At 61.7% G+C, this 21,060-nt stretch carries 13 protein-coding genes and 2 tRNA genes; 4 read left to right on the top strand and 11 right to left on the bottom strand.

What is annotated here, in order from left to right; translation table 11 throughout:
- Nucleotides 1–63 precede the first annotated feature (63 nt).
- The 8 genes from H8S45_RS07050 to H8S45_RS07015 all read right to left on the bottom strand — a co-directional run bounded on the left by H8S45_RS07050 (nucleotide 64) and on the right by H8S45_RS07015 (nucleotide 13,501).
- Nucleotides 64–522: an S-ribosylhomocysteine lyase gene (locus tag H8S45_RS07050; RefSeq protein ID WP_082397200.1), complete on the bottom strand. Its 459-nt coding sequence runs from the start codon at nucleotides 520–522 to the stop codon at nucleotides 64–66.
- The gene (locus H8S45_RS07045) at nucleotides 519–1,913 is read right to left on the bottom strand and encodes an MATE family efflux transporter (protein ID WP_054327592.1); all 1,395 of its coding nucleotides are present in this window, start codon (nucleotides 1,911–1,913) and stop codon (nucleotides 519–521) included. Before H8S45_RS07045 ends, H8S45_RS07050 begins: the two co-directional genes overlap by 4 nt.
- A gap of 102 nt (nucleotides 1,914–2,015) precedes the next feature.
- On the bottom strand, nucleotides 2,016–2,672 hold the full coding sequence (locus H8S45_RS07040; protein WP_147574296.1) for an HAD family hydrolase: 657 nt from the start codon (nucleotides 2,670–2,672) through the stop codon (nucleotides 2,016–2,018).
- 41 nt (nucleotides 2,673–2,713) lie between these two features.
- Nucleotides 2,714–3,967: a chloride channel protein gene (locus tag H8S45_RS07035; protein ID WP_243182407.1), complete on the bottom strand. Its 1,254-nt coding sequence runs from the start codon at nucleotides 3,965–3,967 to the stop codon at nucleotides 2,714–2,716.
- Nucleotides 3,968–3,997: 30 nt separating this feature from the next.
- Nucleotides 3,998–4,651 carry a nucleotidyltransferase domain-containing protein gene (locus tag H8S45_RS07030; protein ID WP_054327595.1) on the bottom strand — a complete coding sequence of 218 codons (654 nt, stop codon included), beginning with the start codon at nucleotides 4,649–4,651 and terminating at the stop codon, nucleotides 3,998–4,000.
- A 69-nt stretch (nucleotides 4,652–4,720) separates the two neighbouring features.
- Nucleotides 4,721–6,226, bottom strand: a complete 1,506-nt coding sequence (locus tag H8S45_RS07025; RefSeq protein ID WP_054327596.1) for an IMP dehydrogenase — start codon at nucleotides 6,224–6,226, stop codon at nucleotides 4,721–4,723.
- 341 nt (nucleotides 6,227–6,567) lie between these two features.
- Nucleotides 6,568–10,134 carry a helicase-exonuclease AddAB subunit AddA gene (gene addA / locus H8S45_RS07020; RefSeq protein WP_186949851.1) on the bottom strand — a complete coding sequence of 1,189 codons (3,567 nt, stop codon included), beginning with the start codon at nucleotides 10,132–10,134 and terminating at the stop codon, nucleotides 6,568–6,570.
- Nucleotide 10,135: 1 nt separating this feature from the next.
- A complete protein-coding gene (locus H8S45_RS07015; protein ID WP_186949849.1) occupies nucleotides 10,136–13,501 on the bottom strand; it encodes a PD-(D/E)XK nuclease family protein in 3,366 nt (1,121 codons plus the stop codon).
- A 133-nt stretch (nucleotides 13,502–13,634) separates the two neighbouring features.
- On the opposite strand from H8S45_RS07015, the gene H8S45_RS07010 reads away from it, so the two are divergent.
- From H8S45_RS07010 to H8S45_RS06995, 4 genes are all read left to right on the top strand, one after another.
- Nucleotides 13,635–13,710 (top strand) — tRNA-Phe (locus H8S45_RS07010).
- Nucleotides 13,711–13,718: 8 nt separating this feature from the next.
- Nucleotides 13,719–13,794, top strand: a tRNA-Gly gene (locus H8S45_RS07005).
- A gap of 96 nt (nucleotides 13,795–13,890) precedes the next feature.
- The gene (locus H8S45_RS07000) at nucleotides 13,891–14,541 is read left to right on the top strand and encodes a sortase (RefSeq protein ID WP_054327606.1); all 651 of its coding nucleotides are present in this window, start codon (nucleotides 13,891–13,893) and stop codon (nucleotides 14,539–14,541) included.
- Nucleotides 14,542–14,640: 99 nt separating this feature from the next.
- A complete protein-coding gene (locus H8S45_RS06995; RefSeq protein WP_054327607.1) occupies nucleotides 14,641–15,351 on the top strand; it encodes a tRNA threonylcarbamoyladenosine dehydratase in 711 nt (236 codons plus the stop codon).
- Between the two features lie 47 nt (nucleotides 15,352–15,398).
- Here the strand turns inward: H8S45_RS06995 and H8S45_RS06990 are convergent, their stop codons facing one another.
- From H8S45_RS06990 to nifJ, 3 genes are all read right to left on the bottom strand, one after another.
- Nucleotides 15,399–17,036: an S-layer homology domain-containing protein gene (locus tag H8S45_RS06990; protein ID WP_054327608.1), complete on the bottom strand. Its 1,638-nt coding sequence runs from the start codon at nucleotides 17,034–17,036 to the stop codon at nucleotides 15,399–15,401.
- A gap of 154 nt (nucleotides 17,037–17,190) precedes the next feature.
- Nucleotides 17,191–17,391, bottom strand: coding sequence for a hypothetical protein (locus H8S45_RS06985; protein ID WP_054327609.1), 201 nt, complete (start codon nucleotides 17,389–17,391; stop codon nucleotides 17,191–17,193).
- 80 nt (nucleotides 17,392–17,471) lie between these two features.
- A complete protein-coding gene (gene nifJ / locus H8S45_RS06980; protein WP_147574292.1) occupies nucleotides 17,472–21,032 on the bottom strand; it encodes a pyruvate:ferredoxin (flavodoxin) oxidoreductase in 3,561 nt (1,186 codons plus the stop codon).
- Nucleotides 21,033–21,060 lie beyond the last annotated feature (28 nt).

The following is a 21,060-nucleotide window of genomic DNA, read 5'->3' as shown; positions in this document are numbered from 1 at the left end:
GTCGCATTAAACCTCTTACAGTCGTAAAATTATGATACCACAGCAACCGCCAAAATGCAAGCATTATTTTTCATATACCAGTTTTTCTTCGGTCCAGCCCGCAAGCACGGGAATCATGGACGCAGCGAGCCTTTTTGCGCCCGCCAGATCGTGCAGCCGGTAATTGCCGCACTCGACGCGGCTCGCGCCCGGGATCCCGCCTTCATAGCCGGCGATGAACGCCATCGTCCGCTGCGCCAGCGCGATCGCGTCGGCCGCTTCCATATCCCGCACCAAAAAATAAAATCCGGTTTGGCAGCCCATGGGACCGCAGTAAATAATTTTTTCTGAAAAATCTGAATTGCGGGCGAACGTTGCAAAGAGATGCTCGAACGTGTGACCGGCCGCGGGCTCGATATAGGTTCCCGCATTGGGATGCACCATGCGGATGTCGTAGGTCGTCACGTCGCCATCGATGCGCGAGGTATACATCCCCGGCTTGAGCTTATCATGGTTTACCTCGAAGCTTGCGATCCGTTTCAAGCCTTGCCCTCCTTTTCAATCCCCAAAAAACGCAGCTCGGTGCGGTATTCCTTCCACAGCAGCGCGTAGGAGATAAAGAACGCCGCGATCTCCGCAATCGGGAACGAATACCAGATCGCGCCCAGTCCGAACCATCTGCCCAGCAGCCAGGCTGCGGGAAGGATAATAACGAGTTGGCGGCACACCGACACGATCAGACTGTTGAGGCCGCGTGCGGTCGCCTGAAACAGCGTCGAGTTGATGATGCCGAACGCCGCGCCAATAAACGACAGGCTAATGATCCTGAGCGCCGGAACGCCAACCTCGAGCATCTCCCGCGCCGCGGCCGCGTCCGTGCGGTCGACGAACATCATCAACATGGTTTCCGGAATCGCCTGGAACACCACCAGCCCCAGTCCCATAATGACCACCGCCGCGGTCAGCGCAATCTTGTAGGCGCCGAACAGGCGTCCCTTATTCCGCGCGCCGTAGTTGTAGCCCATAACAGGCAGCGCGCCTTGGTTCAGGCCGAAAACCGGCATAAACACGAATGTCTGCAGCTTGAAGTAAACCGCCAGAACGTTGACCGCGGTCTGCGAAAAGCTGATCAGGATGGCGTTCATGCCGGCTGTCATCACCGAAACCACGCTCTGCATAACGATGCCCGGCAGGCCGACACGGTAAATGTCTTTCACAGTCTGCAGGCGCCACTTGAACTCCCGCATCTTTATCCTGAGCACCTTTTGGTGGATAAAGACGCCCCACAGCCCGATCAGCATGCCAAACACCTGTCCAATCACAGTTGCGGCGGCCGCACCGTATACGCCCATTTCCGGAAACGGGCCGATGCCGAAGATCATCAGCGGGTCAAGAATGATGTTGATGATCGCGCCGGTCAATCCCTGGCACATCGGGATAATCATGTTGCCGGTGGATTGCTGTATTTTCTCGCACATCATGGAAATCATGACGAAAAAGCTCATCCCGACCGCGACCTGCGAATACTGCACCGCCTGCTCATATACATCGGGCGCGGAACCGAACGCGCCAAGGAACGGCGGCGCCAGCACAAAGCCGACGACAACGAACGCCAGGCCGCCGATAACCGCCAGCGCAATGCCATGCTCCGCGGCGGAATCCGCGTGCAGCTGCCGCTTTTCACCCAAACGGCGCGAGATCAGTGAGTTGACGCCCACGCCCGTTCCCACGCCGATCGCAATAACCAATTGCTGCAAGGGAAAAACCAGCGAAACCGCGGCCAGCGCGCTCTGCGAATACTGCGCGACAAAGATGCTGTCAACAATATTGTACAGCGCGTTAATCAGCATGGAGATCATCGCGGGCAGCGCCATGGAGAAAATCAGCGGCCCCATGCGTGCCGAACCCATTTTGTTTTCCTGTTCCAATTTCATTCCCCCTAACGACAACGAAGCCGCCCCGGAGCTTGTCCGGCGCAGCTCAAATTTATCCTCACTTATAGTTTACGGGATAATCGTTGATATTGCAAGTTTTTTTTACAACTTTCCTGCCAGTTCGTCAAAGGATGCCTCCACAAAGAAGTCGCTGGCTGCCCGCAGCTCGGCCTCCCCCGCCGCATAGGCCGGCTCGGCCATGCCGCATACCCGAAAGCCCGCCCGCTTTGCGGTTACGCCTGCGTAGGGCGCGTCCTCGAACACGATGCAGTCCGCAGGGCGCAGCCCCAGCCGCTCCGCCGCGCGCAGGTAGATATCCGGCTCGTGCTTGGAGATGCCGACATCCTCGATCGTCAGCATGAATGCGAAATAATTCAGCATCCCGCGGTCGCGCAGCGCCTTTTCCGCATGCCGCCGCGCGGTCAGCGTGGCGATCGCCATTTTTACGCCGCGGCGGCGCAGTCCCTCCAGAAACCGGAACACCCCGTCCTTCGGCCTGGCTATCGTTTCATATCGCGCGGTGATCAGGCGGTCCATCCCGTCCATCATGCTCTGCACGTCAATCGGCAGCTCTGGATAGCGCTCGATGAAATACTGCGCCACCTGCGGCTGGGAAAAGCCCTCGGTCACCGCATAGTCCTGATCCGTGATGTGCAGGCCGAACTGGCTCAGGTACCCCTGTGTCAGCCGTTTCCATACCGGCATGGAGTCGAGCAGCGTGCCATCCATATCGAAAATTGCGCCTTTGAAATCGTGCATTGGTTCTCTTCCTCCCGGGGAATACCGGCGGACGCGCCGCCTTACTTGGTTTTTCTGTCGATAAATTGCGGCCGCATCTTGGAGTACAGGATCTTCTGTTCGCTGTACAGGCCGTAATAGCCGCTGAGCATATAGGCAATGGAAATCACAAGCGCAAACAGGCCGAGCGACTGCCCGCCGAACAGCTCATAGGCCAGCAGGATCGAGGTCAACGGGGAGTTAGTCACGCCGCAGAACACCGCCGTCATGCCAAGTCCGGCGGCGAAGGAAGAGGCGAGACCAAAAAACCCGCCGTAAGCGGCGCCGAACGTCGCCCCGATGAACAGCACCGGCACGATCTCGCCGCCCTTATACCCCACGCCGATCGTGATGGCGGTCAGCACAAGCTTAATAAAAAACGCCGTGTAGTGCGCCTCCCCCGCAATGGCCCGTTCGATCACCGCCATGCCCGCGCCGTTGTAGTCCCGTGTGCCGAGCAGCAGCGACACCGCTGCGACAGCCGCGCCGCCGGCGGCAATGCAGATATACTGGTTGGGGATCTTCCTTTTCAAAAAGCGCCCGATCTGGTGGAACAGGATGCAGACCACCGCGCTCAGCACCGCGCATACCACGCCAAACAGCACTAGGCGCGCGATCAGAGGCGCGTCGAGCCGATCCGGCACGGCATGGAGGGCGAAGCGCGTGGTTTCTCCCCCCAGCGCGACGGCGACGCCATGCGCAATCAGCGACGCCAGTACACACGGGAACAGAGCCGCATAATACATCACACCCACGCTGATGACCTCCATCGCGAATACGGTCGCCGCCAGCGGCGTGCCGAACAGCGCCGCAAAGCCCGCCGCCATGCCGCACATGGTAATCGTGCGTGAATCACGGTCGTCCAGCCGCATCCAGTGTCCGATGTTGCCCGAGATCGAACCGCCGAGCTGAAGCGCCGCGCCCTCACGTCCCGCGGAGCCGCCGCAAAGGTGGGTCAGCACCGAGGTGACGAAAATGCTCGGCGCCAGCCGCAGGCGGACCGGATGGTTCTCCCGCACCGATGTTAAAATGAAATTCGTACCGCGTTCCAGCGGCATTTCGCTCTTCTTATACCAGAACGCGATGAACACACCCGCGAGCGGCAGGAGGTACAGCAGCCAGTCATGCTGCTCCCGCATCCTCCCCGCCCAGTCGAGCGCGTGGTGGAACGCCGTGCCGGTCACCCCGACCACAACGCCGATCACAACCGCGAACACGCACCATCTCGCAAAGATAAGCGCGTTTTTCGCCTGCTTCTTCCAGTACTCCCATTCCATTCCCACACTCTCCCTCATTCCTCAAAACCCTCAAGTGTAAGACCGGATCAGGCTACCCGCCCACTGCAAAAGCCGCTCGGATTGGATTGCAAACGGTTCCGTCCCCTCCTGATGCGGCATGCCCGCCGTCAGGATCAGCCGTTCCTCCCCCTGCAATAGCGGCAGAAGCTCCGACCGGCGGACAACAAACGCGCCCGTCCGACAGAAATGCACCGCGCGCAGAACGAAAAAGGCGGATTTATACAGCTCCCGCAGGAGCTGCCCGCTTTTTTCGTGCAGGCGGTTATGTACGCACATATGGTAGATCCCGCAGGCGCCGATCCTCACGGCGCGGCGGGCGTCGGACGGACCGAAGCGCTCCCGCAGCGCCGCAAGGCTGCCGTACCACACCCTAGTATCATAGTAGAACCCGAACAGCTCGGACGGCTCCCAGTGCAGCAGTTCTTCCCAGCCGGATACAAAGCCGCACACCTTGTCCCGTGCGGGCAGGCTTTCCAGCACCGCCTCATAGCGCGGCCAGTCCTCCATGTGCCATGCATCCAGGATCACGACCACATCAATGTCGCCGTCCGGCCCCGCTTCCCCGCGGGCTCGGCTGCCCTGCAGGCCAACGCAGCACACCCTTTCACCGAACGCTTCCAGCACCGCCTGTGTGAACGCGTCCATCCACTTTTCCGTATCCATGTCTGCCTCCTTTCCGATAAGAATTGCCCCGCAGTCTTCTACGGGGCAATCTTAGGGTCAAAAACCGTATTACTTGGACGTTGTCGAGGTTTCCTTCAGCACAACGTCATGCGCGCCGCCCTCGACAATCGAGGTGGCGGATACGAGCGTAATCTTCGCCTTCTTCTGGAATTCCGGAATGGAGAGCGCGCCGCAGTTGCACATAGTCGAACGCACCTTGCTCAGCGTCAGCCCCAAGTTATCCTTGAGCGAGCCGGCGTACGGCACATAGGAATCCACGCCCTCCTCAAAGGACAGCTTCTTGTCGCCGCCCATGTCGTAGCGCTGCCAGTTGCGCGCGCGAGCCGAGCCTTCGCCCCAGTATTCCTTCATGTAGCTGCCGTTGATGTTGACCTTGTTGGTCGGGGATTCGTCAAAGCGGGAGAAGTAGCGCCCCAGCATCAGGAAGTCCGCACCCATGGCCAGCGCCAGCGTGCAATGGTAATCGTGTACGATGCCGCCGTCCGAGCAGATCGGCACATATACGCCGGTTTCCAGGTAATATTCATCGCGCGCCGCGGCAACCTCGATCAGCGCGGTCGCCTGACCGCGGCCGATGCCCTTCTGCTCGCGGGTAATGCAGATCGAGCCGCCGCCGATGCCGACCTTGACAAAGTCCGCGCCCGCGTCCGCGAGGAAGCGGAAGCCTTCCCGATCGACGACGTTGCCCGCGCCGACCTTGACCGAGTCGCCGTAATTCTCGCGCACCCACGCGAGCGTACGGCTCTGCCACTCGGAAAAGCCCTCGGAGGAATCGATGCACAGCACATCCGCGCCGGCCTCGACCAGAGCGGGTACGCGCTCGGCATAATCGCGGGTATTAATGCCCGCGCCCACAACATAGCGCTTATGCTCGTCAAGCAGTTCGAGCGAATTTGCCTTGTGGCTGTCATAGTCCTTGCGGAACACCAGATAAACAAGATGCTGCTCCTCATCCACCAGCGGGAGCGAATTAAGCTTATGATCCCATATGATATCGTTGGCGATCTTGAGCGTGGTGTCCGCCGGCGCGGTAATCAGCTTTTCAAACGGGGTCATGAACTCGGACACCTTCACGTTGGTTTCCATACGGGAAACGCGGTAATCGCGGCTGGTGACGATGCCGAGCAGTCTGCCGGTAGCCGTGCCGTCGTCCGTGACCGCAACGGTGGAGTGGCCGGTCCGCGCTTTCAGGTCGAGGATATCCGCCAGCGTCTGATCCGGCTTGACGTTGGAATCGGATACGATAAAGCCGGCCTTGTAGCTTTTGACGCGGGACACCATCGCGGCCTCGCTCTCGATGGTCTGCGAGCCGTAAATAAAGGAAATGCCGCCCTCCTGCGCAAGCGCGATCGCCATGCGGTCGTCCGAAACCGCCTGCATGATGGCCGAAACCATCGGGATGTTCGCATACAGGGAGGACTCCTGTCCTTTTCTGAACTTGACGATCGGGGTGCGGAGGCTGACGTTCGCTGGAATACATTCCGCGGACGAATAACCGGGTACGAGCAGGTATTCGTTGAACGTGTGCGAAGGCTCGCTAAAATAATACGCCATACGTTTTCCTCTCCTTTTTCATTCCTGTTTTTCCAGATTGTATATTGCTTTTTATTATATCCTTTTTACCAGGTAAAGTAAAGCAGGCATATAGCAGATTTTGCAGGTTTTTGGCGCGGCCCGCTTATACAAAGCGCGCAATAGCGATGCGGACAATAGAAAGAACCGCAGCAGATCTGCTGCGGTTCTTTCTATTAGAAATGAGGAATGAATGTTGTGGTCTACTTAAAAACTTGCGGCGTTTTCCGCCGATGGGGTTGCTCTCTTTTGCTGATAACAGGCTACCATCTATCCGCGGCCTTGTCAACCCGATCGGCGTTTTCTTAACGCATCCTTAACCGCTATTCCCCCATTTCCCAGGTATTTCCCGTATCAAAAAAGTACAAAACGCGCTGTTTCACCGGCCTACCGAAAACCGCCTCCACCGCATCCGCATACGCGTCAAGCTGCGGGCGGTACCGCGCCGCGCGGGCGGCAAGCCCGTCCTTTGATACGCGGTCGGTTTTGAAATCCACGATCACAAAGCCCTCCGGTGTGTCGATCAGGCAGTCGATCACGCCCTGTAGCAGCACCTTTTCCTCCGGTGCGTCGGCCGCGACTGGAAAATACCGTGCGGCTGGCACCAGCACTGAGAACTTAAACTCCCGCCGCACTGAATGCTCCGCCATCAACCCGCGGTACAGTGCCGAGGTGAAAAACGCCCGAATCTTTTCCGGCTCAATCGCCGCCGCCTGCTGCGGCGACAGGATGCGCTTTTCCTCCAGCCGGTCGCGCTCGCGCTCCACGCCGCCTGGCGCGGCGGCCGCCGCGAAATCGCAGAACTGCATAAACAGATGGTGCGCCGTGCCGATCTCAGCAGGCGTGAGGCGCCGCGCCTCCTGCTCGAACAGCGGCGCACGCAGCTTCGGCTCGCGGCGCGGGGGTGCCGTCTCCTCCGCAGCCTCGTCCGCACGGTAGCCGCGGCCCACGCCGGTCGCGGTCAGCTTGCTGGGCAGCTCGGAAAGATAAGCGCGCGGATAGCTCAGGTAAGGCTTGACCTCGTATCCCGCCGTGTCCGTCTCCACATAGCGCAGCACCTCCCGCTCCGGCAGCGCCAGCTCGTCCGGCTGGTACACGCGCAGGAGGAACGCATCGTTATCCGTACCGCGCTCCGGCACCGACAAGCCATACTGTTCTTTCAGCGCGCGCGCGCAGGGGTGCCGCAGCAGCGGCGCGAGTATCCAGGCCAGCGGCGCGCGCACCGCGCCCATCGCATACTGCGGCAGCTCGTCCAACGCGGCCAGCCGCGCCCATTTTTCCAGCGACCGCTGCAGCGTCCCGCTTGCGCAGGTAAGGATGAGCTTCTCTTTCGCGCGCGTAAGCGCAACATACAATACGCGCAGCTCCTCGCTTACCATCTCGCGACGCTGCAGCACCGCGACCGCTGTTCGCTCGGCTGTGTCGTACTGTACGCCGCGGCTCCGGTCGCGGCACTTGCCGCCAATCCCCAGTGACTGATGCACCAGCACCGGCTCGCGCAGGTCCGCTTCGTTAAATTGCTTCGCGCAGTCCGCCAGCAGCACGACCGGAAATTCCAGCCCCTTGGATTTGTGGATGCTCATGATGCGCACCGCGCCGCCCGACGCCTCTGCGCCAACCGTCTGGAAGTCCTCGCCCGTTTCCTGCATGCCGCGCAGCAGGCGCACGAACGCGAACAAACCGCGGAAGCCCTGCCCCTCGAACGCCCGCGCCCGCTCGAAGAAAGCGAGCAGGTTGGCCTGCCGCTGCGCGCCGTTGGGCAGCGCGCCGTACAGGCCGAGCGCTCCCGTCTGGTCATAGATCTCCCACAGCAGACGGTACACCGGCTGGTCGCACGCGAAGCCGCGCAGGAAGTCCAGCCGCTGCAGGAACACCTCGACCTTCGGGAAAGCGCCGCGCGACTGTATAAGCGCGTCGTAATAGCTTGCCTTGCGGTCTGTCAGCCGGATATCCGCCAGCTCCTGCTCGGTGAAGCCGAACAGCGGCGAACGCAGCACGCCGATCAGGTCCACGTCCTGCCTCGGGTTGTCGATCACGTTCAGGAGCGAAACCACCGCGCCCACCTCGGCGGTTTCCAACAGGCCGCCGCGCTCCTCCGCGCTCGCGGAAACGCCCGTCTGCTCAAGCGCGGCGATGAACGTGCGCGCCTTGGTTTTGGTGGCGCGCAGCAGGATCACGATATCCCCCGGCGTAACCGGACGTAGGGCGCCCGTTTCCTTATCCAGCACGGGAAAGCCCTCGTCCAGCAGCGCGCGGATGCGCTGCGCGGCAAGCCGGGCCTCGAGCGCAGTCTTGTCGGGCGCGTCGTCGTCCTCGCCAAGCCCCGCCGCGTCCACCAGCAACACCTCGGTCCGGTAGCGCGGGTCGTCCGCGTCCGGATAATAGTCCGCGCCCAGATGCAACGCTTCCCGATCGGTATACGCCAAGCCGCCCACCGTTTCGCCCATCACGGCGGCAAACAGATAGTTGCACGCATCCAGCACCGCCGCGCGCGAGCGGAAGTTCCGCCCCAGCACCACGCGGCGCGGCTGTCCCGCATCCGCTTCCCCCGCCTCGGCAAAGGTCCGGTATTTGGACAGGAAGATGGAGGGGTCGGCCAGCCGGAATCCGTAGATGCTCTGCTTGACGTCGCCCACCATAAACAGGTTGGTCCCATCGCGGGACAGCGCGCGGAAGATCGCGTCCTGCACGGCGTTGGTGTCCTGGTATTCATCCACCGCGATCTCCGCGTAACCTTCGGACAGCGCTGCGGCCAGTGCGGAGGGCCGTCCCCCCTCGTACAGCAGGCGCACCGCAAAATGCTCCAAATCGTTGAAATCCGCCGCGTTCCGCGCGCGCTTGGCCGCGGAAAAGGCGTCGTCAAACGCATTTACCATGTCGATCAGCGAAAACAGCGCGCGCGCGGTCAGGGCGCGGTCGTATTCGGCCTCGGCCGCCGTAACGGTCAGCCATTTGCCGCGGATGGCTTTAGCGGCGTCCTTCCACTCCTCGCGCATCGCCTTGACTTCCTCAAGGAACGCCTTGTCCTCAAATTTACGCGCGGCTCCCAGCCGGTCGAACGTGATCGACCGCGCGGCCTCCACACAGGCATCCCACTCCCCGCCGCGCAGGGCTTCCAGCAGGCGCTCGGCGCGATTCAGATCGCTCGTCAGCGCGGGCAGGTAAGCATCGGCCAGGCCGTCGACGCCGGTCACCGCAGCCGCCGCCATGCGCAGAAACGCCGCGCCGTGCTCCGCCGCCGCGCGCGCCTGCGCAAGCAGGACGCGCCCGTGCGGCGTATCCATCCCGCACGCGTACAGCCCCTGCCGCACCTCCTCCATGAAAGCGCGCGGGTCGGGATGCGCCTGTATTTTTTCGTAAGTGCCAAGGATGACCTCGCCCAGCTTCTTGTCGTCCCGCCCTGCGGCGAGCAGGTCGCAGAGCGCGAAAAAGCCCTCATCCCCGCGCTCATATGCTGCGTCGAGCACCTCCTCAAGCACCTCGGCGCGCAAGATCTTGCCCTCGTTCTCATCCATCAGCCGGAAATCCGGCGCGATGCCGAGCGCCGCCGCCTGCTCGCGCGCGAGCGACAGGCACAGCGCGTGTACGGTCGTGATCTTCGCGCGGTGTACCAGAAACATCTGACGGCGCAGGCGCGTATCGTGCGGCGCTTTCGCTGCCGCCTCGCCCAGCGCAGCGGAGATGCGCTCGCGCATCTCCGCTGCCGCCGCGTTGGTAAAGGTCACGAGCAGCAGACGGTCGATATCCACCGGATCGGTCGGGTCGGTCAGACGTGCGAGCACGCGCTCGACCAGCACCGCGGTCTTGCCCGAGCCTGCCGCCGCCGACACCAGCAGCGCGCCGCCCCTGTCATGGATGGCGGTTTCCTGCTCTTTGGTCCATTGCGGCATGTCATTCACCCCCTACCTGCTGCCAGAACTCCTCGTCCGACAGGTGCCGGAGCCACCGCGTCTTGTCGCCCGCCGTTTCATCGAAGCGGCAGGCGGCGCGGAAGTCACACCAGTCGCAAAAGCTCGATGCTTTATCCTTTTTGCACGGGTTTGCGGCCACACTGCCCGCGCGCAGCTCGCGCCCCATTTCGAGCAGCTTATCATGCGCATACCTGGCAAGCTTTCCAAACCGCACCAGGTCGGCCACCGCGGATTTCGCCGCGAGCGAGGGCGCGTCCTCCCCCTTTTTCACCTTGATCGTGACCGGAATAAACCGTCCGTCTCCTTCCAGCCCGTGCTCCATCGCCTCGAGCAGCTCCATGTCGTCGCTCAACAGGCCGCTGCGGCGCAGCGCCTTGTCGCGCAGAGCACGGAGCGCGTCCTCGTCGATATCGCGCGCCGCGTCGGGCAGCTCGTCCCGCACGGGGACGTACAAAACGCCCGCGGGTACGATTTCGTTGAACGTTTGGGTCAGACGCTTACGGTAGCGCTCCAAGCCCTCCTGCTGAAGTGCATACAGGTAGATAACGAGCTGCATGTTCAGCCCATACCAGATATCCGACAGGGAAAACGACTTTTTACCGCTTTTGTAGTCCATCACGCGCAAGTACAGCCGCCCGTTTTTGATATACCCGTCCACGCGATCCACCTTGCCCGAGAGGGACACTGAAACCTCCCCCTCCGCGCACAGGACGGGCGGCAGGTCGCCGCCGCGCGAAAAATCCACCTCATAATCGATCGGCGCGAAGTCGGAAACGCGCAGCTCGTCAATCACATTGTCCAAGATCTGCTCAACCGTGCGCGTCAGCCGCCCGAACAGATAGCGAAAGCGCGCGGTCTTGTTCTCCATGCCGCCCAGTTCCTCCTGCACATACTGCCGGACCGCCGTGCGGCAGGCACGCCGGACCGCCGCTTCCTCCGCAGCCGCCGCGCCGCCCGCGCCTTTTCCCAATGCAGTCAGCGCATGCTCCAGCACATAGTGGATGAACGTGCCGGTTTCGAGCGCGTCAAACCGCGCCACACGGCGCGGCCTGGCTTTCAGGCCGTACTGCATGAAAAACGCGAACCGGCAGGAGTAAAATGTGTCCACGCGCGAGGCGGTCAGGTTGAGGCTTTTCCCATATAGCCCCTCTATCGTATGCGGGCTGGTCAGCGGCCCCCGTCCGCGCCGCTGCTGCGCGGCATGGTGTACCCGCTCGTCGTCGCGGTAAAAACCGTAGGCCGCGCGCACCGCCGCCGTGCGGTCGCCGGACAGGTATGCGCAGGCCATTTCGACCGCCGGACGCTCCGCCTGCAGGCGGTCCTGCGCTGTTTCCGTCTGGTGCGTGGAAAACAGCACGTCGGGCAGCAGCCCCCGCACCACGCCCACAAAATACGACGGGCGCGTCTCCCCACCCGCGGCGTCGCTCATATGCCAGGTGAGCAGCAGTTCCTCAGTGGGGCAGGCAAGCGCGCGGTACAGGGTCTCCTGCTCCATGAGCAGACGCTCCACGCCGTAGGCTTTCAGTTCCACCCCCAGCGCGTCCAGCTTGTCCCGCTCCATATCGCTGAGCAGCGAGGCGGAGGAGGGCGCCTTGGGGATCAGCCCGTCGTTTACCCCGAGCAGGATCACGTATTTCGCGTTTTCCCCGCATGCGCGTTCGATATTGCCGCAGGTCACACGGTCGAGTGAAACGGGTATCGTACCCACGTCGTATTCGCCCAGCACCAGACGGAACAGCTTCGCAAACCGCTCCGCCGTCAGCGGCGTATCCCCGCATACCCATGCGAACTGCTCCATGGCGGACACCAGAATCTCCCACAGTTGGCGGTACTCATCCGCCAGCTGTAGGCGTCCGGCCGCCTCGTGCGCGGCCGCGCGGTCGGCCATGCACCGCGGCGCGTCCACCGCGAGCAGGAAGTCGTACAGCGCGCGCACACAGCCGGATGCCGGCTGCTCCCCTTTCAGCCTTTCGCGCAGCGTGGAAAACGGGCCGATCAAACGCGCGCGCAGCGCGTTCAACTCCGCAAGCTGCGCCCGCGCGCGATCGTCGAACGGCTGACCGTACCCGTCCGGATGTTCGGCCCACTCCCGTTCCCATGCGCCGCCGCGGATATTCCAGGTCAGCGCGTAATTCTCCAGCTTGTCCGACTCCTCACGCGTTAGATGCATCAAGCCGGTTTTGAGACAGCCGAACAGGTCCTCGTATTTGAAATAGGACTGCGCCGCGTTCAGCGCGCCCGTGACCAGCGCCATCGGCGGGCGTGAGAGCAGGTCGGGCTTTTCCGCAAGGAACACCGGCACGTCATATCGCGCCATCGCCATGGCGAGAAACGCACTGTACGGCTCGATGTCACGCGCGGCCACCACGAAATCGCGGTAGCGCGCGCCCTCATCGCGCACCTTGCGCCGGATATAGGCCGCCGCGTGCTCGCACTCGTCAAACGGCGACGCGGCAGCGTACAGGCGCACCCCTTCGCACGACTCCTGCGGAACACGCACGGGCAACAGACCTTGTGCCTCCACCGCCGCCAGGCCCGCCGGCCGCGCAACCCTGCTTGCGCCAAGCTCGATGCGCTCCGCTTTCCGGTTATGCCGCTTTGCCATGCGCTCCAGAGTCTTGACCGTTTTGCAGCCCGTGACGAATATTTCCGGATACGCCATATCGCAGGCGACCGCCGCCGCCAGCGGCACGCCCGCCGCCAGCACGGCGTCGACCACGGCCAGCTCCTGCGGCGTAAAGCCCAGAAAGCCGTCCAGATACACCGCCGCGCCGTCCAGCACATGACTTTCTGCGAGCCGGTCGCGCAGATGGGTCAGCCGGTCGCGTGGGTCGGGCAGGGATTCGTCGCACAGACGCTCATACGCGGTCAATAACTGCGCCAGATCGGACAGCTTCGCTGCGAGCGCCGTGTCCCTGCACGTCTCCGCAGCGGCGAACAGCGCCTCCGGCGCGACCGCACAGGTCTTGCACTCGTCCACCACCCCCAGCGCCTCGCCGAGCAGCTCGGGCTTGTCCGCCAGACCGCCCCATACGGACAGCCCGCCCTGAACACGGCGCGCGGCCTCCTGTAGGGTGAGGAGCTGTCCGGCCGGTGTCAGCATCTGCTGCGCCAGCCCGCCGACCTCGGAAAACACCCGATCAGCCAGGCGGGAGAACGTCAGAACCTCGGCGGTGCGCGCGCCCCGATTGTCCGTCGCCGCGGCGAGCGACCGCTCCATACGGTGTGAATTCAGCTCCGGCACAAGTAAGATCTGCCGCCCCCCGCCGCTTTCACAGCGGGCGGCGATCTCCCGCAGGATTGCCGTTGTTTTGCCGCTGCCCGCGCGGCCGGTCCAAATGCGCATGGCACTCTCCCCTTCCATTGCTTTTTATCATACCATGAACCCGAACATGTGCGCAAGCTTCCCGCAGAAAAGGAAAATTTATGGTTGACTTTTCCGCAAAAATCGACTATACTTAACAAGCACATTGCGAAACGCCTCTGTAGCTCAGTCGGTAGAGCAGGGGACTGAAAATCCCCGTGTCGGTGGTTCGATTCCGCCCGGAGGCACCATTTTATATGCGGCTGTAGCTCATCTGGTAGAGCGCCACCTTGCCAAGGTGGAGGTAGCGAGTTCGAGCCTCGTCAGCCGCTCCACCCAAAAACCTGTCCCGCGGACAGGTTTTTTCAGTTTTCTGCATGGCGGTTGACAACACGCCGCCGTTCAGTATACTCTCATATTAGGTGATTTGCATGGAACGTAAAACAAAGACAACCATCGAACGCGGCCTGTTAATCTCGGGTATCGCGATCGCGGCTTTCGGCCTGTTGACCGAGGGCATCAACTATCCCTGGGGTACGCTGGTCGGCAAGGAGACAATCGCGGCGGATCCTGCGCCGGTCTCCGAGCAATGGATTGAGCAAAGCCTCCCCGCCGAGGAGGATCTGGTTTACCTGACCGACTGCGACGCCTACGGCACGGCGACCGCTCCGGAAGAGGCGCTACAGGTTGGCGTGATCAAGCTGCCCAAGCTCGGCACCGCCGACAACGTGGTCGAAGGCACCGAGCTGAAAGACCTCGCGCTTGGCGCAGGGCATCTCGCGGGAAGCGCGCTGCCCGGTGCGTCCGGCAACTGCGTGATCGCGGGCGACCGCTCCGACGATTTGATGCGTCATTTGGAATTACTCGGCGAAGGGGATACCATCCTGCTCGCCGACCAAGACACGCAATATACCTATACGGTATTCCAGGCGGTAACGGTCGAGCCTACTGAGGTCTGGGTGACCGAGCCTGTCGAGGGACGCGAGGCCGTGCTCACCCTGTTTACCGGTACGCCGTCCGGCTCTCTCAAACAGCGGCTGGTCGTCCAGGCGGAGCTGACCGCCTCGGAACCTCGCAGCTGATCTGTCCGTCCCGCACCGAGGCCGCCCAGAGGGCCTCGGTGCGTTTCATTTTCACCGGCGCGTCCTGTGCCGCTGCGTGACTGTTTACGAGGTTTCTTTATGCTGCATGAATTTTCCCGCGCCGAGCTGCTGCTCGGCGCACAGGCCATCCAGACGCTCGCCGCGTCCCATGTCGCCGTGTTCGGCGTGGGCGGTGTCGGCTCGTTCGCGTGCGAAGCGCTCGCGCGCGCCGGCGTAGGCGAGCTGACGTTGATCGATAACGATACGGTTGCGCTCACCAACCGCAACCGCCAGCTTATCGCGCTTGCGTCCACGTCCGGTCAGCCGAAGGTGGACGCGATGCGCGCGCGCATCGCGGATATCAACCCGCGCTGTACCGTCCATGCGCTCCGCATGTTCTATACGCCGGACAGCGCGCTCGACCTCAGCCGCTTCGACTATGTGATCGACGCGATCGACACCGTAACCGCCAAGCTGCATCTGATCGCCGAATGCGACCGGCTGGGCGTGCCGTTGATTTGCTCCATGGGAACAGGCAACAAGCTCGATCCCACGCGGTTTGAAGTTACGGATATTTACAAAACCTCGGTCTGCCCGCTCGCGCGGGTCATCCGGCTGGAATGCAAAAAACGCCGCATCAAGCGCCTGAAGGTCGTCTACTCCAGGGAGGAACCACGCACGCCCTTGCCCTCGGACGAGCAGAAGGGCACTGCGGGGCGCGCCGTACCCGGCAGCGTTTCCTTTGTGCCGCCGGTAGCGGGCATGATCCTCGCGGGCGAATGTATCAAGGACCTGACGGGCGTACGGTAAAACGCAAAACAGGAGCAGCTCTTGCTGCTCCTGTTTTGCGTTTTGGTTTATTCGGCCGGCTCTCCGGTCGGAAAGAAGAGTATGGTCTGCTGAGCGGTTCCAAGCGCCTCCCCCCTGATACGGACGCATCCGTCTGCAAAATCCACTTCCCCGACTGCGAACGGCACTTCGATCGCGCCGAGCGTATCCCCAAAACGGTCGAAGCAGGCAACGGTCTGCGCGCCGGTCCGCAAGGCATACACCCCCGCGCCATCGGTCGCCAGAGGCCCCGGCCGCTGGCTGACGGAAACCGTAAACAGAGTTTGGGGATTTCCGTACTCCGTGCAGCGGATATAGGCATACTCAGTGTCCGACAGCCAGCAGGCATAAATGTCCTGCCCCGTCTCGATCATCGCGTTGGCATAGGTTTCGCTTAAACGGCGGCCGGAAAAGTCATACAGCGTATAGTACCCGCTGTCCTGTGCGATATAAGTATCGCTCCATCGGTTCAGGAGCATCGGCGTTTCGCTCACCGTTCCCATCTTGCCATCGGTAATCAGGCAGTATGCCCCGTCGCGTTCTATCACAAGGCGGTCGCCGATCCCGCCGTACACCTGCACCTGATCGAGCGAAATATTCATGCGCCAGAGGGTATTCCCGCCGCGGTCGATCGCGCGGACGGCATCCCCCTCGCGGACGATCGCCCTGCCGTTTGCCCAGCCCGTGACCGACTGGTAGGTTTGCGTGCTGTATGTGCCGTCCGCATACAGGATACGGCTGTCCGCCGCGCCTTTTTCCATCGAGTACGCCCATGCCGAACCCGACTGCTCGTCCACGCCGTCAGCATAATAATCCGCCAATGTGTCGCCGGTTCTCAGGTTGCATAACGCGCACGCAAATCCGCTTTCCACATCCGGCTGCCAGTGCAGGCTTGCCCATTCACCCAACAGTCTGGCATCATAAAAATAGCCGTCCGTACCCGCAAAATCGGTCAGCAGACGGTTACCGGCTGCATCCTCGATATGTACGCGGCCCACCCCCGCGCCGGAATAGTCCACTACGACACGGTATGCTTCCCCTTGCTCTTTTGGGATCTCGGCCGCATACTGTGCGGCATATAGGCGCAGCATGGTTGCGATCGACTGCTCGCGGGTATACTCTCCCGCCGGCTCAAACGCATTGCCTCCCGTCCCCGTCATGATGCCGTGGCGGTAGACCCAGTTGATATCATTGCGCGCCCACGAGGCGATATCCGCGCCATCCGCGAACACATGCGGCAGACGGCCCTGCACGCTGCCGTCGTAATCTGCCCGCAGCGCGCCCAGCCGGTGTAGCATACTGGCCGCCTCCTGTCTCTGGAGTGATCGGCCCGGCTCGAACCTTCCGCCTCCCACTCCATTGACGATGCCGACCGACGCACATAGCAGCACATCCCCCTCCTTACAGTCCGTGAACAATACGGTATCCTTTTCCACTTTACCCAGCAACCCTTCAGTTTCCCACGAACGGTAAACCGCCGCCGCCAGCGCGCAAAACTCTGCCCTTGTCGCCGCCCTGTCATAGGCGCTGTCCAGCTTTTCCGGCACCAGCCCCGCCTCGCGCGCGGTCTGCACCGCTTCCAGCGCCCAGTCGCTCGGCTGGTCCGCGGCCCCCGCCGGAACCGCCAGCATGCAGGCCGTCAGCACGGCCGCTATCCATCTTTTCATCGTTCCATCCTCCTTTTTATTCGGTACGCTGTCTGGTAATCTCGTGATAAACGATCTCGGCACGATAGGTTTCCGCCCCATCCTCCGCATAAACGCTTTCGGTGATCGTGCGCCCCTGCGCGTCATAGCACCGGATAGCAAGGGACGCCTCCGTTTACATGCCCTGCCGGTACCGAACGCTCGTTTCCTCCTCATACCGCGCGGCGGGTACGATATACGGCAGCATCCGCCAGCTTTCCGTGTCCGGCGCCACATAGCGCAGGCCTCGTAACGCCAGCGCGCCAAATGTCAGTCCATACACCGCCACAGCCGCCAGCAGTAGGCCGCACAAGCGCCTGAAGATCCCCTGCTTCATACCGGCCTCCCTTTTTCCCATTGTAACACAAAAGCCCCTGCGGATAAATATCCGCAGGGGCTTTGTCATTCTTTTGTAGCTTACGCTTCCGGAGCGTACAGGTCCTGCAGGCGCTTGAGGTGTGCATAGCGCTTGGTGGACTCGACCTCGGATTCGGAGAACAGCTTCTCGGCGCGATCCGGGAACGAACGGGTCAGCGCAGAGTAGCGAGCTTCGTTCATCATGAACTTGCGGTAGTCCTCGGTCTTGGGCTCCTTGGACTCCAGGATGAACGGGTTCTTGCCTTCTTCCGCGAGCTGCGGGTTGAAGCGGAACAGGTTCCAGTAGCCGCAGTCGACAGCCTTCTTCATCTCGGCCTGGCAGTTGGTCATACCGCCCTTGATGGAGTGCATCTCGCACGGGGCATAGCCGATGATGAGGGACGGTCCCGGATAGGCTTCCGCTTCCGCAATCGCCTTGAGAGTCTGGTTCATGTTCGCGCCCATAGCGATCTGGGCAACGTATACATAGCCGTAGCTCATCGCGATCTCGGCGAGGCTCTTCTTCTTGGTGGTCTTGCCGGACGCCGCGAACTGCGCAACCGCGCCGATGTTGGTCGCCTTGGAGGCCTGACCGCCGGTGTTGGAGTAAACCTCGGTATCGAATACCATGACGTTTACATCCTGGCCGGAAGCGAGGACATGATCCAAGCCGCCGAAGCCGATATCATAAGCCCAGCCGTCGCCGCCGAAGATCCAGACGGACTTCTTGGCCAAGTATTCCTTATGCGCAACGATTTCCTTGCAGGCGTCGCAGCCGGCAGCCGCGCCCTGCTCAAGCACAGCGGCCAGAGCCTTGGCCGGCTCCGCGTTAGCAGCGCCGTTGTCCTTGGTTTCCAAGAACTTGGCGATCGCGTCCTTGGTTTCGGCCGGAGTCGCATCCGCCGCAGCCATCTCTTCGAGCTTGGAGATCAGGCGCTCACGGATGGCGAGCTGGCCATAGTACATGCCGAGGCCGTGCTCCGCGTTGTCCTCGAACAGGCTGTTCGCCCAAGCCGGACCGTGGCCATTCGCGTCAACGGTGTACGGGCTGGTAGCAGCAGGACCACCCCAGATGGACGAGCATCCAGTAGCGTTGGAGATATACATACGGTCGCCGCAGACCTGGGTGATCAGGCGGGCGTAAGAGGTTTCGGCGCAGCCTGCGCACGAGCCGGAGAACTCAAGCAGCGGCTTCTTGAACTGACTGTCCTTGACGGAAGCAGTCGAGATCATGTCGGCCTTCTCGGCAACCTTGGCTACGCAGTAATCGAACGCATCCTGCTGGGCAGCTTCCTGCTCCTGCGGAACCATGGTGAGCGACTTGGTCGGGCATACGCCTACGCACACGCCGCAGCCCATGCAGTCGAGCGGGGAAACAGCCATCGTGTACTTGTACACGCCCTTGCCCTTGCCAGCCTTGATGTCCACGATCTTGGCAGAAGCCGGAGCGGCGGCAGCCTCTTCCTCGGTCAGCGCGAACGGACGGATGGTGGCGTGCGGGCAGACATAAGCGCACTGGTTGCACTGTACGCAGGTCTCGGCGTTCCAGGTCGGAACGGTAACGGCTACGCCGCGCTTCTCGTAAGCGGCAGCGCCGTGCTCGAACGAACCGTCAACATGCTCGCCGGCGAAAGCGGATACCGGCAGAGAGTCGCCGTCCATGCGGCCGATGGGCTCCATAACGTCCTTGACCATCTTGACGACTTCCGGACGGCCCTGCAGGTCGCGGTTGTCCGCTTCGTCCGCGGCATTCGCCCAGGACGCCGGAATCTCGACCTTGTGGAACGCGGTCGCGCCAACGTCGATCGCCTTGTGGTTCATATCGACGATATCCTGGCCTTTCTTCAGGTAGGACTTGGTAGCGGCATCCTTCATGTAGCCAATCGCTTCTTCCTGCGGCATAACCTTGGCCAGCGTGAAGAACGCGGACTGCAGGATGGTGTTGGTGCGCTTGCCCATGCCGATCTCGATCGCCTTGTCGATCGCGTTGATCGTGTAAAGCTGGATGTTGTTGGAAGCAATATAGCGCTTGGCAACAGCCGGCATGTGGTGGTCAAGCTCTTCGTCGGTCCACTGGCAGTTGATCATGAAGATACCGCCCGGCTTGACGTCGCGGACCATCGGGAAGCCCTTAACGATATAGGAAGGATTATGGCAGGCAACGAAGTCCGCCTTGTTGATATAGTAAGGAGACTTGATCGGCTTGTCGCCAAAGCGCAGGTGCGAAATGGTCACGCCGCCGGTCTTCTTGGAGTCGTACTGGAAGTACGCCTGAACATACTTGTCGGTATGGTCGCCGATGATCTTGATAGAGTTCTTGTTTGCGCCGACCGTACCGTCGCCGCCGAGACCCCAGAACTTGCACTCGATGGTGCCTTCCGCCGCGGTGTTCGGCGCCGGCTTCTCCTCGAGGGACAGGTAGGTAACGTCGTCGGTGATGCCGATGGTGAACTGGGGCTTGGGCTCGGCCTTGGTCAGTTCCTCGTATACGGCAAAGACGGACGCCGGAGGCGTGTCCTTGGAGCCGAGACCGTATCGGCCGCCGATAACGACCTTATCGGTGATGCCGGCGTTCGCCAGCGCGGTGACGACATCGAGGTAGAGCGGCTCGCCCTGCGCGCCGGGCTCCTTGGTGCGGTCGAGGACCGCGAGCTTCTTAGCGGTAGACGGAATCGCGGCCAGCAGCTTGTCCGCGCGCCACGGGCGGTACAGACGGACCTTGACAAGACCGACCTTTTCGCCGTGCGCGTTCAGGTAATCGATCACTTCCTCCGCCACGTCGCAGATCGAACCCATCGCGATAATCACGCGGTCAGCGTCGGCAGCGCCGTAGTAGTTGAACAGCTGATAGTCAGTACCGAGTTTGGCGTTGACCTTGCCCATGTACTCCTCTACGATCTCCGGAACAGCGTCGTAGAACTTGTTGCAGGCCTCGCGGTGCTGGAAGAATACGTCGCCGTTCTCGTGCGAGCCGCGCATCATCGCATGCTCCGGATTGAGGGCGCGCTTGCGGAACGCCTCGACAGCGTCCATGTCGCACATTTCCTTCAGGTCCTCGTAGTCCCAAACCTCGATCTTCTGGATCTCGTGGGAGGTGCGGAAGCCGTCAAAGAAGTTGATGAACGGAACGCGGGACTTGATGGTCGCCAGGTGCGCGACCGCGCCCAGATCCATCACTTCCTGCGGGTTGGTTTCAGCCAGCATGGCGAAACCGGTCTGGCGGCAGGCCATAACGTCGGAATGGTCGCCAAAGATGTTCAGCGCATGGGACGCAACCGTACGCGCCGAAACATGGAAGACACAGGGAAGCAGTTCGCCCGCGATCTTGTACATATTCGGGATCATCAGCAACAGGCCCTGAGACGCGGTGTAGGTGGTGGTCAGCGCACCGGCCGCAAGGGAGCCGTGTACCGTACCCGCAGCACCCGCCTCGGACTGCATTTCGATCACCTTGACGGTTGTACCGAAAATGTTCTTCTGACCTGCGGCTGCCCACTGGTCAACGCTGTCTGCCATGGGGCTGGACGGGGTAATCGGATAGATACCCGCGACCTCGGTAAACGCATACGACACGTGCGCGGCCGCAGTGTTACCGTCCATGGACTTCATCTTTCTTGCCATGTTTATATCCTCCTATTCAGTTATAACA

Source organism: Agathobaculum faecis (genome assembly GCF_014287995.1).
Classification (GTDB): domain Bacteria; phylum Bacillota; class Clostridia; order Oscillospirales; family Butyricicoccaceae; genus Agathobaculum; species Agathobaculum ammoniilyticum.
The sequence above is the reverse complement of the archived record's forward strand: the minus strand, read 5'-3'. Positions and strand labels throughout refer to the sequence as shown.

Coding starts and splice junctions, on each gene's coding strand:
- H8S45_RS07045 (WP_054327592.1), bottom strand. CDS start 1,913: ATGAAATTGGAACAGGAAAACAAAATGGGTTCGGCACGCATGGGGCCG.
- H8S45_RS07040 (WP_147574296.1), bottom strand. CDS start 2,672: ATGCACGATTTCAAAGGCGCAATTTTCGATATGGATGGCACGCTGCTC.
- H8S45_RS07035 (WP_243182407.1), bottom strand. CDS start 3,967: ATGGAATGGGAGTACTGGAAGAAGCAGGCGAAAAACGCGCTTATCTTT.
- H8S45_RS07030 (WP_054327595.1), bottom strand. CDS start 4,651: ATGGATACGGAAAAGTGGATGGACGCGTTCACACAGGCGGTGCTGGAA.
- H8S45_RS07025 (WP_054327596.1), bottom strand. CDS start 6,226: ATGGCGTATTATTTTAGCGAGCCTTCGCACACGTTCAACGAATACCTG.
- addA (WP_186949851.1), bottom strand. CDS start 10,134: ATGCCGCAATGGACCAAAGAGCAGGAAACCGCCATCCATGACAGGGGC.
- H8S45_RS07015 (WP_186949849.1), bottom strand. CDS start 13,501: ATGCGCATTTGGACCGGCCGCGCGGGCAGCGGCAAAACAACGGCAATC.
- H8S45_RS07000 (WP_054327606.1), top strand. CDS start 13,891: ATGGAACGTAAAACAAAGACAACCATCGAACGCGGCCTGTTAATCTCG.
- H8S45_RS06995 (WP_054327607.1), top strand. CDS start 14,641: ATGCTGCATGAATTTTCCCGCGCCGAGCTGCTGCTCGGCGCACAGGCC.
- H8S45_RS06990 (WP_054327608.1), bottom strand. CDS start 17,036: ATGAAAAGATGGATAGCGGCCGTGCTGACGGCCTGCATGCTGGCGGTT.
- H8S45_RS06985 (WP_054327609.1), bottom strand. CDS start 17,391: ATGAAGCAGGGGATCTTCAGGCGCTTGTGCGGCCTACTGCTGGCGGCT.
- nifJ (WP_147574292.1), bottom strand. CDS start 21,032: ATGGCAAGAAAGATGAAGTCCATGGACGGTAACACTGCGGCCGCGCAC.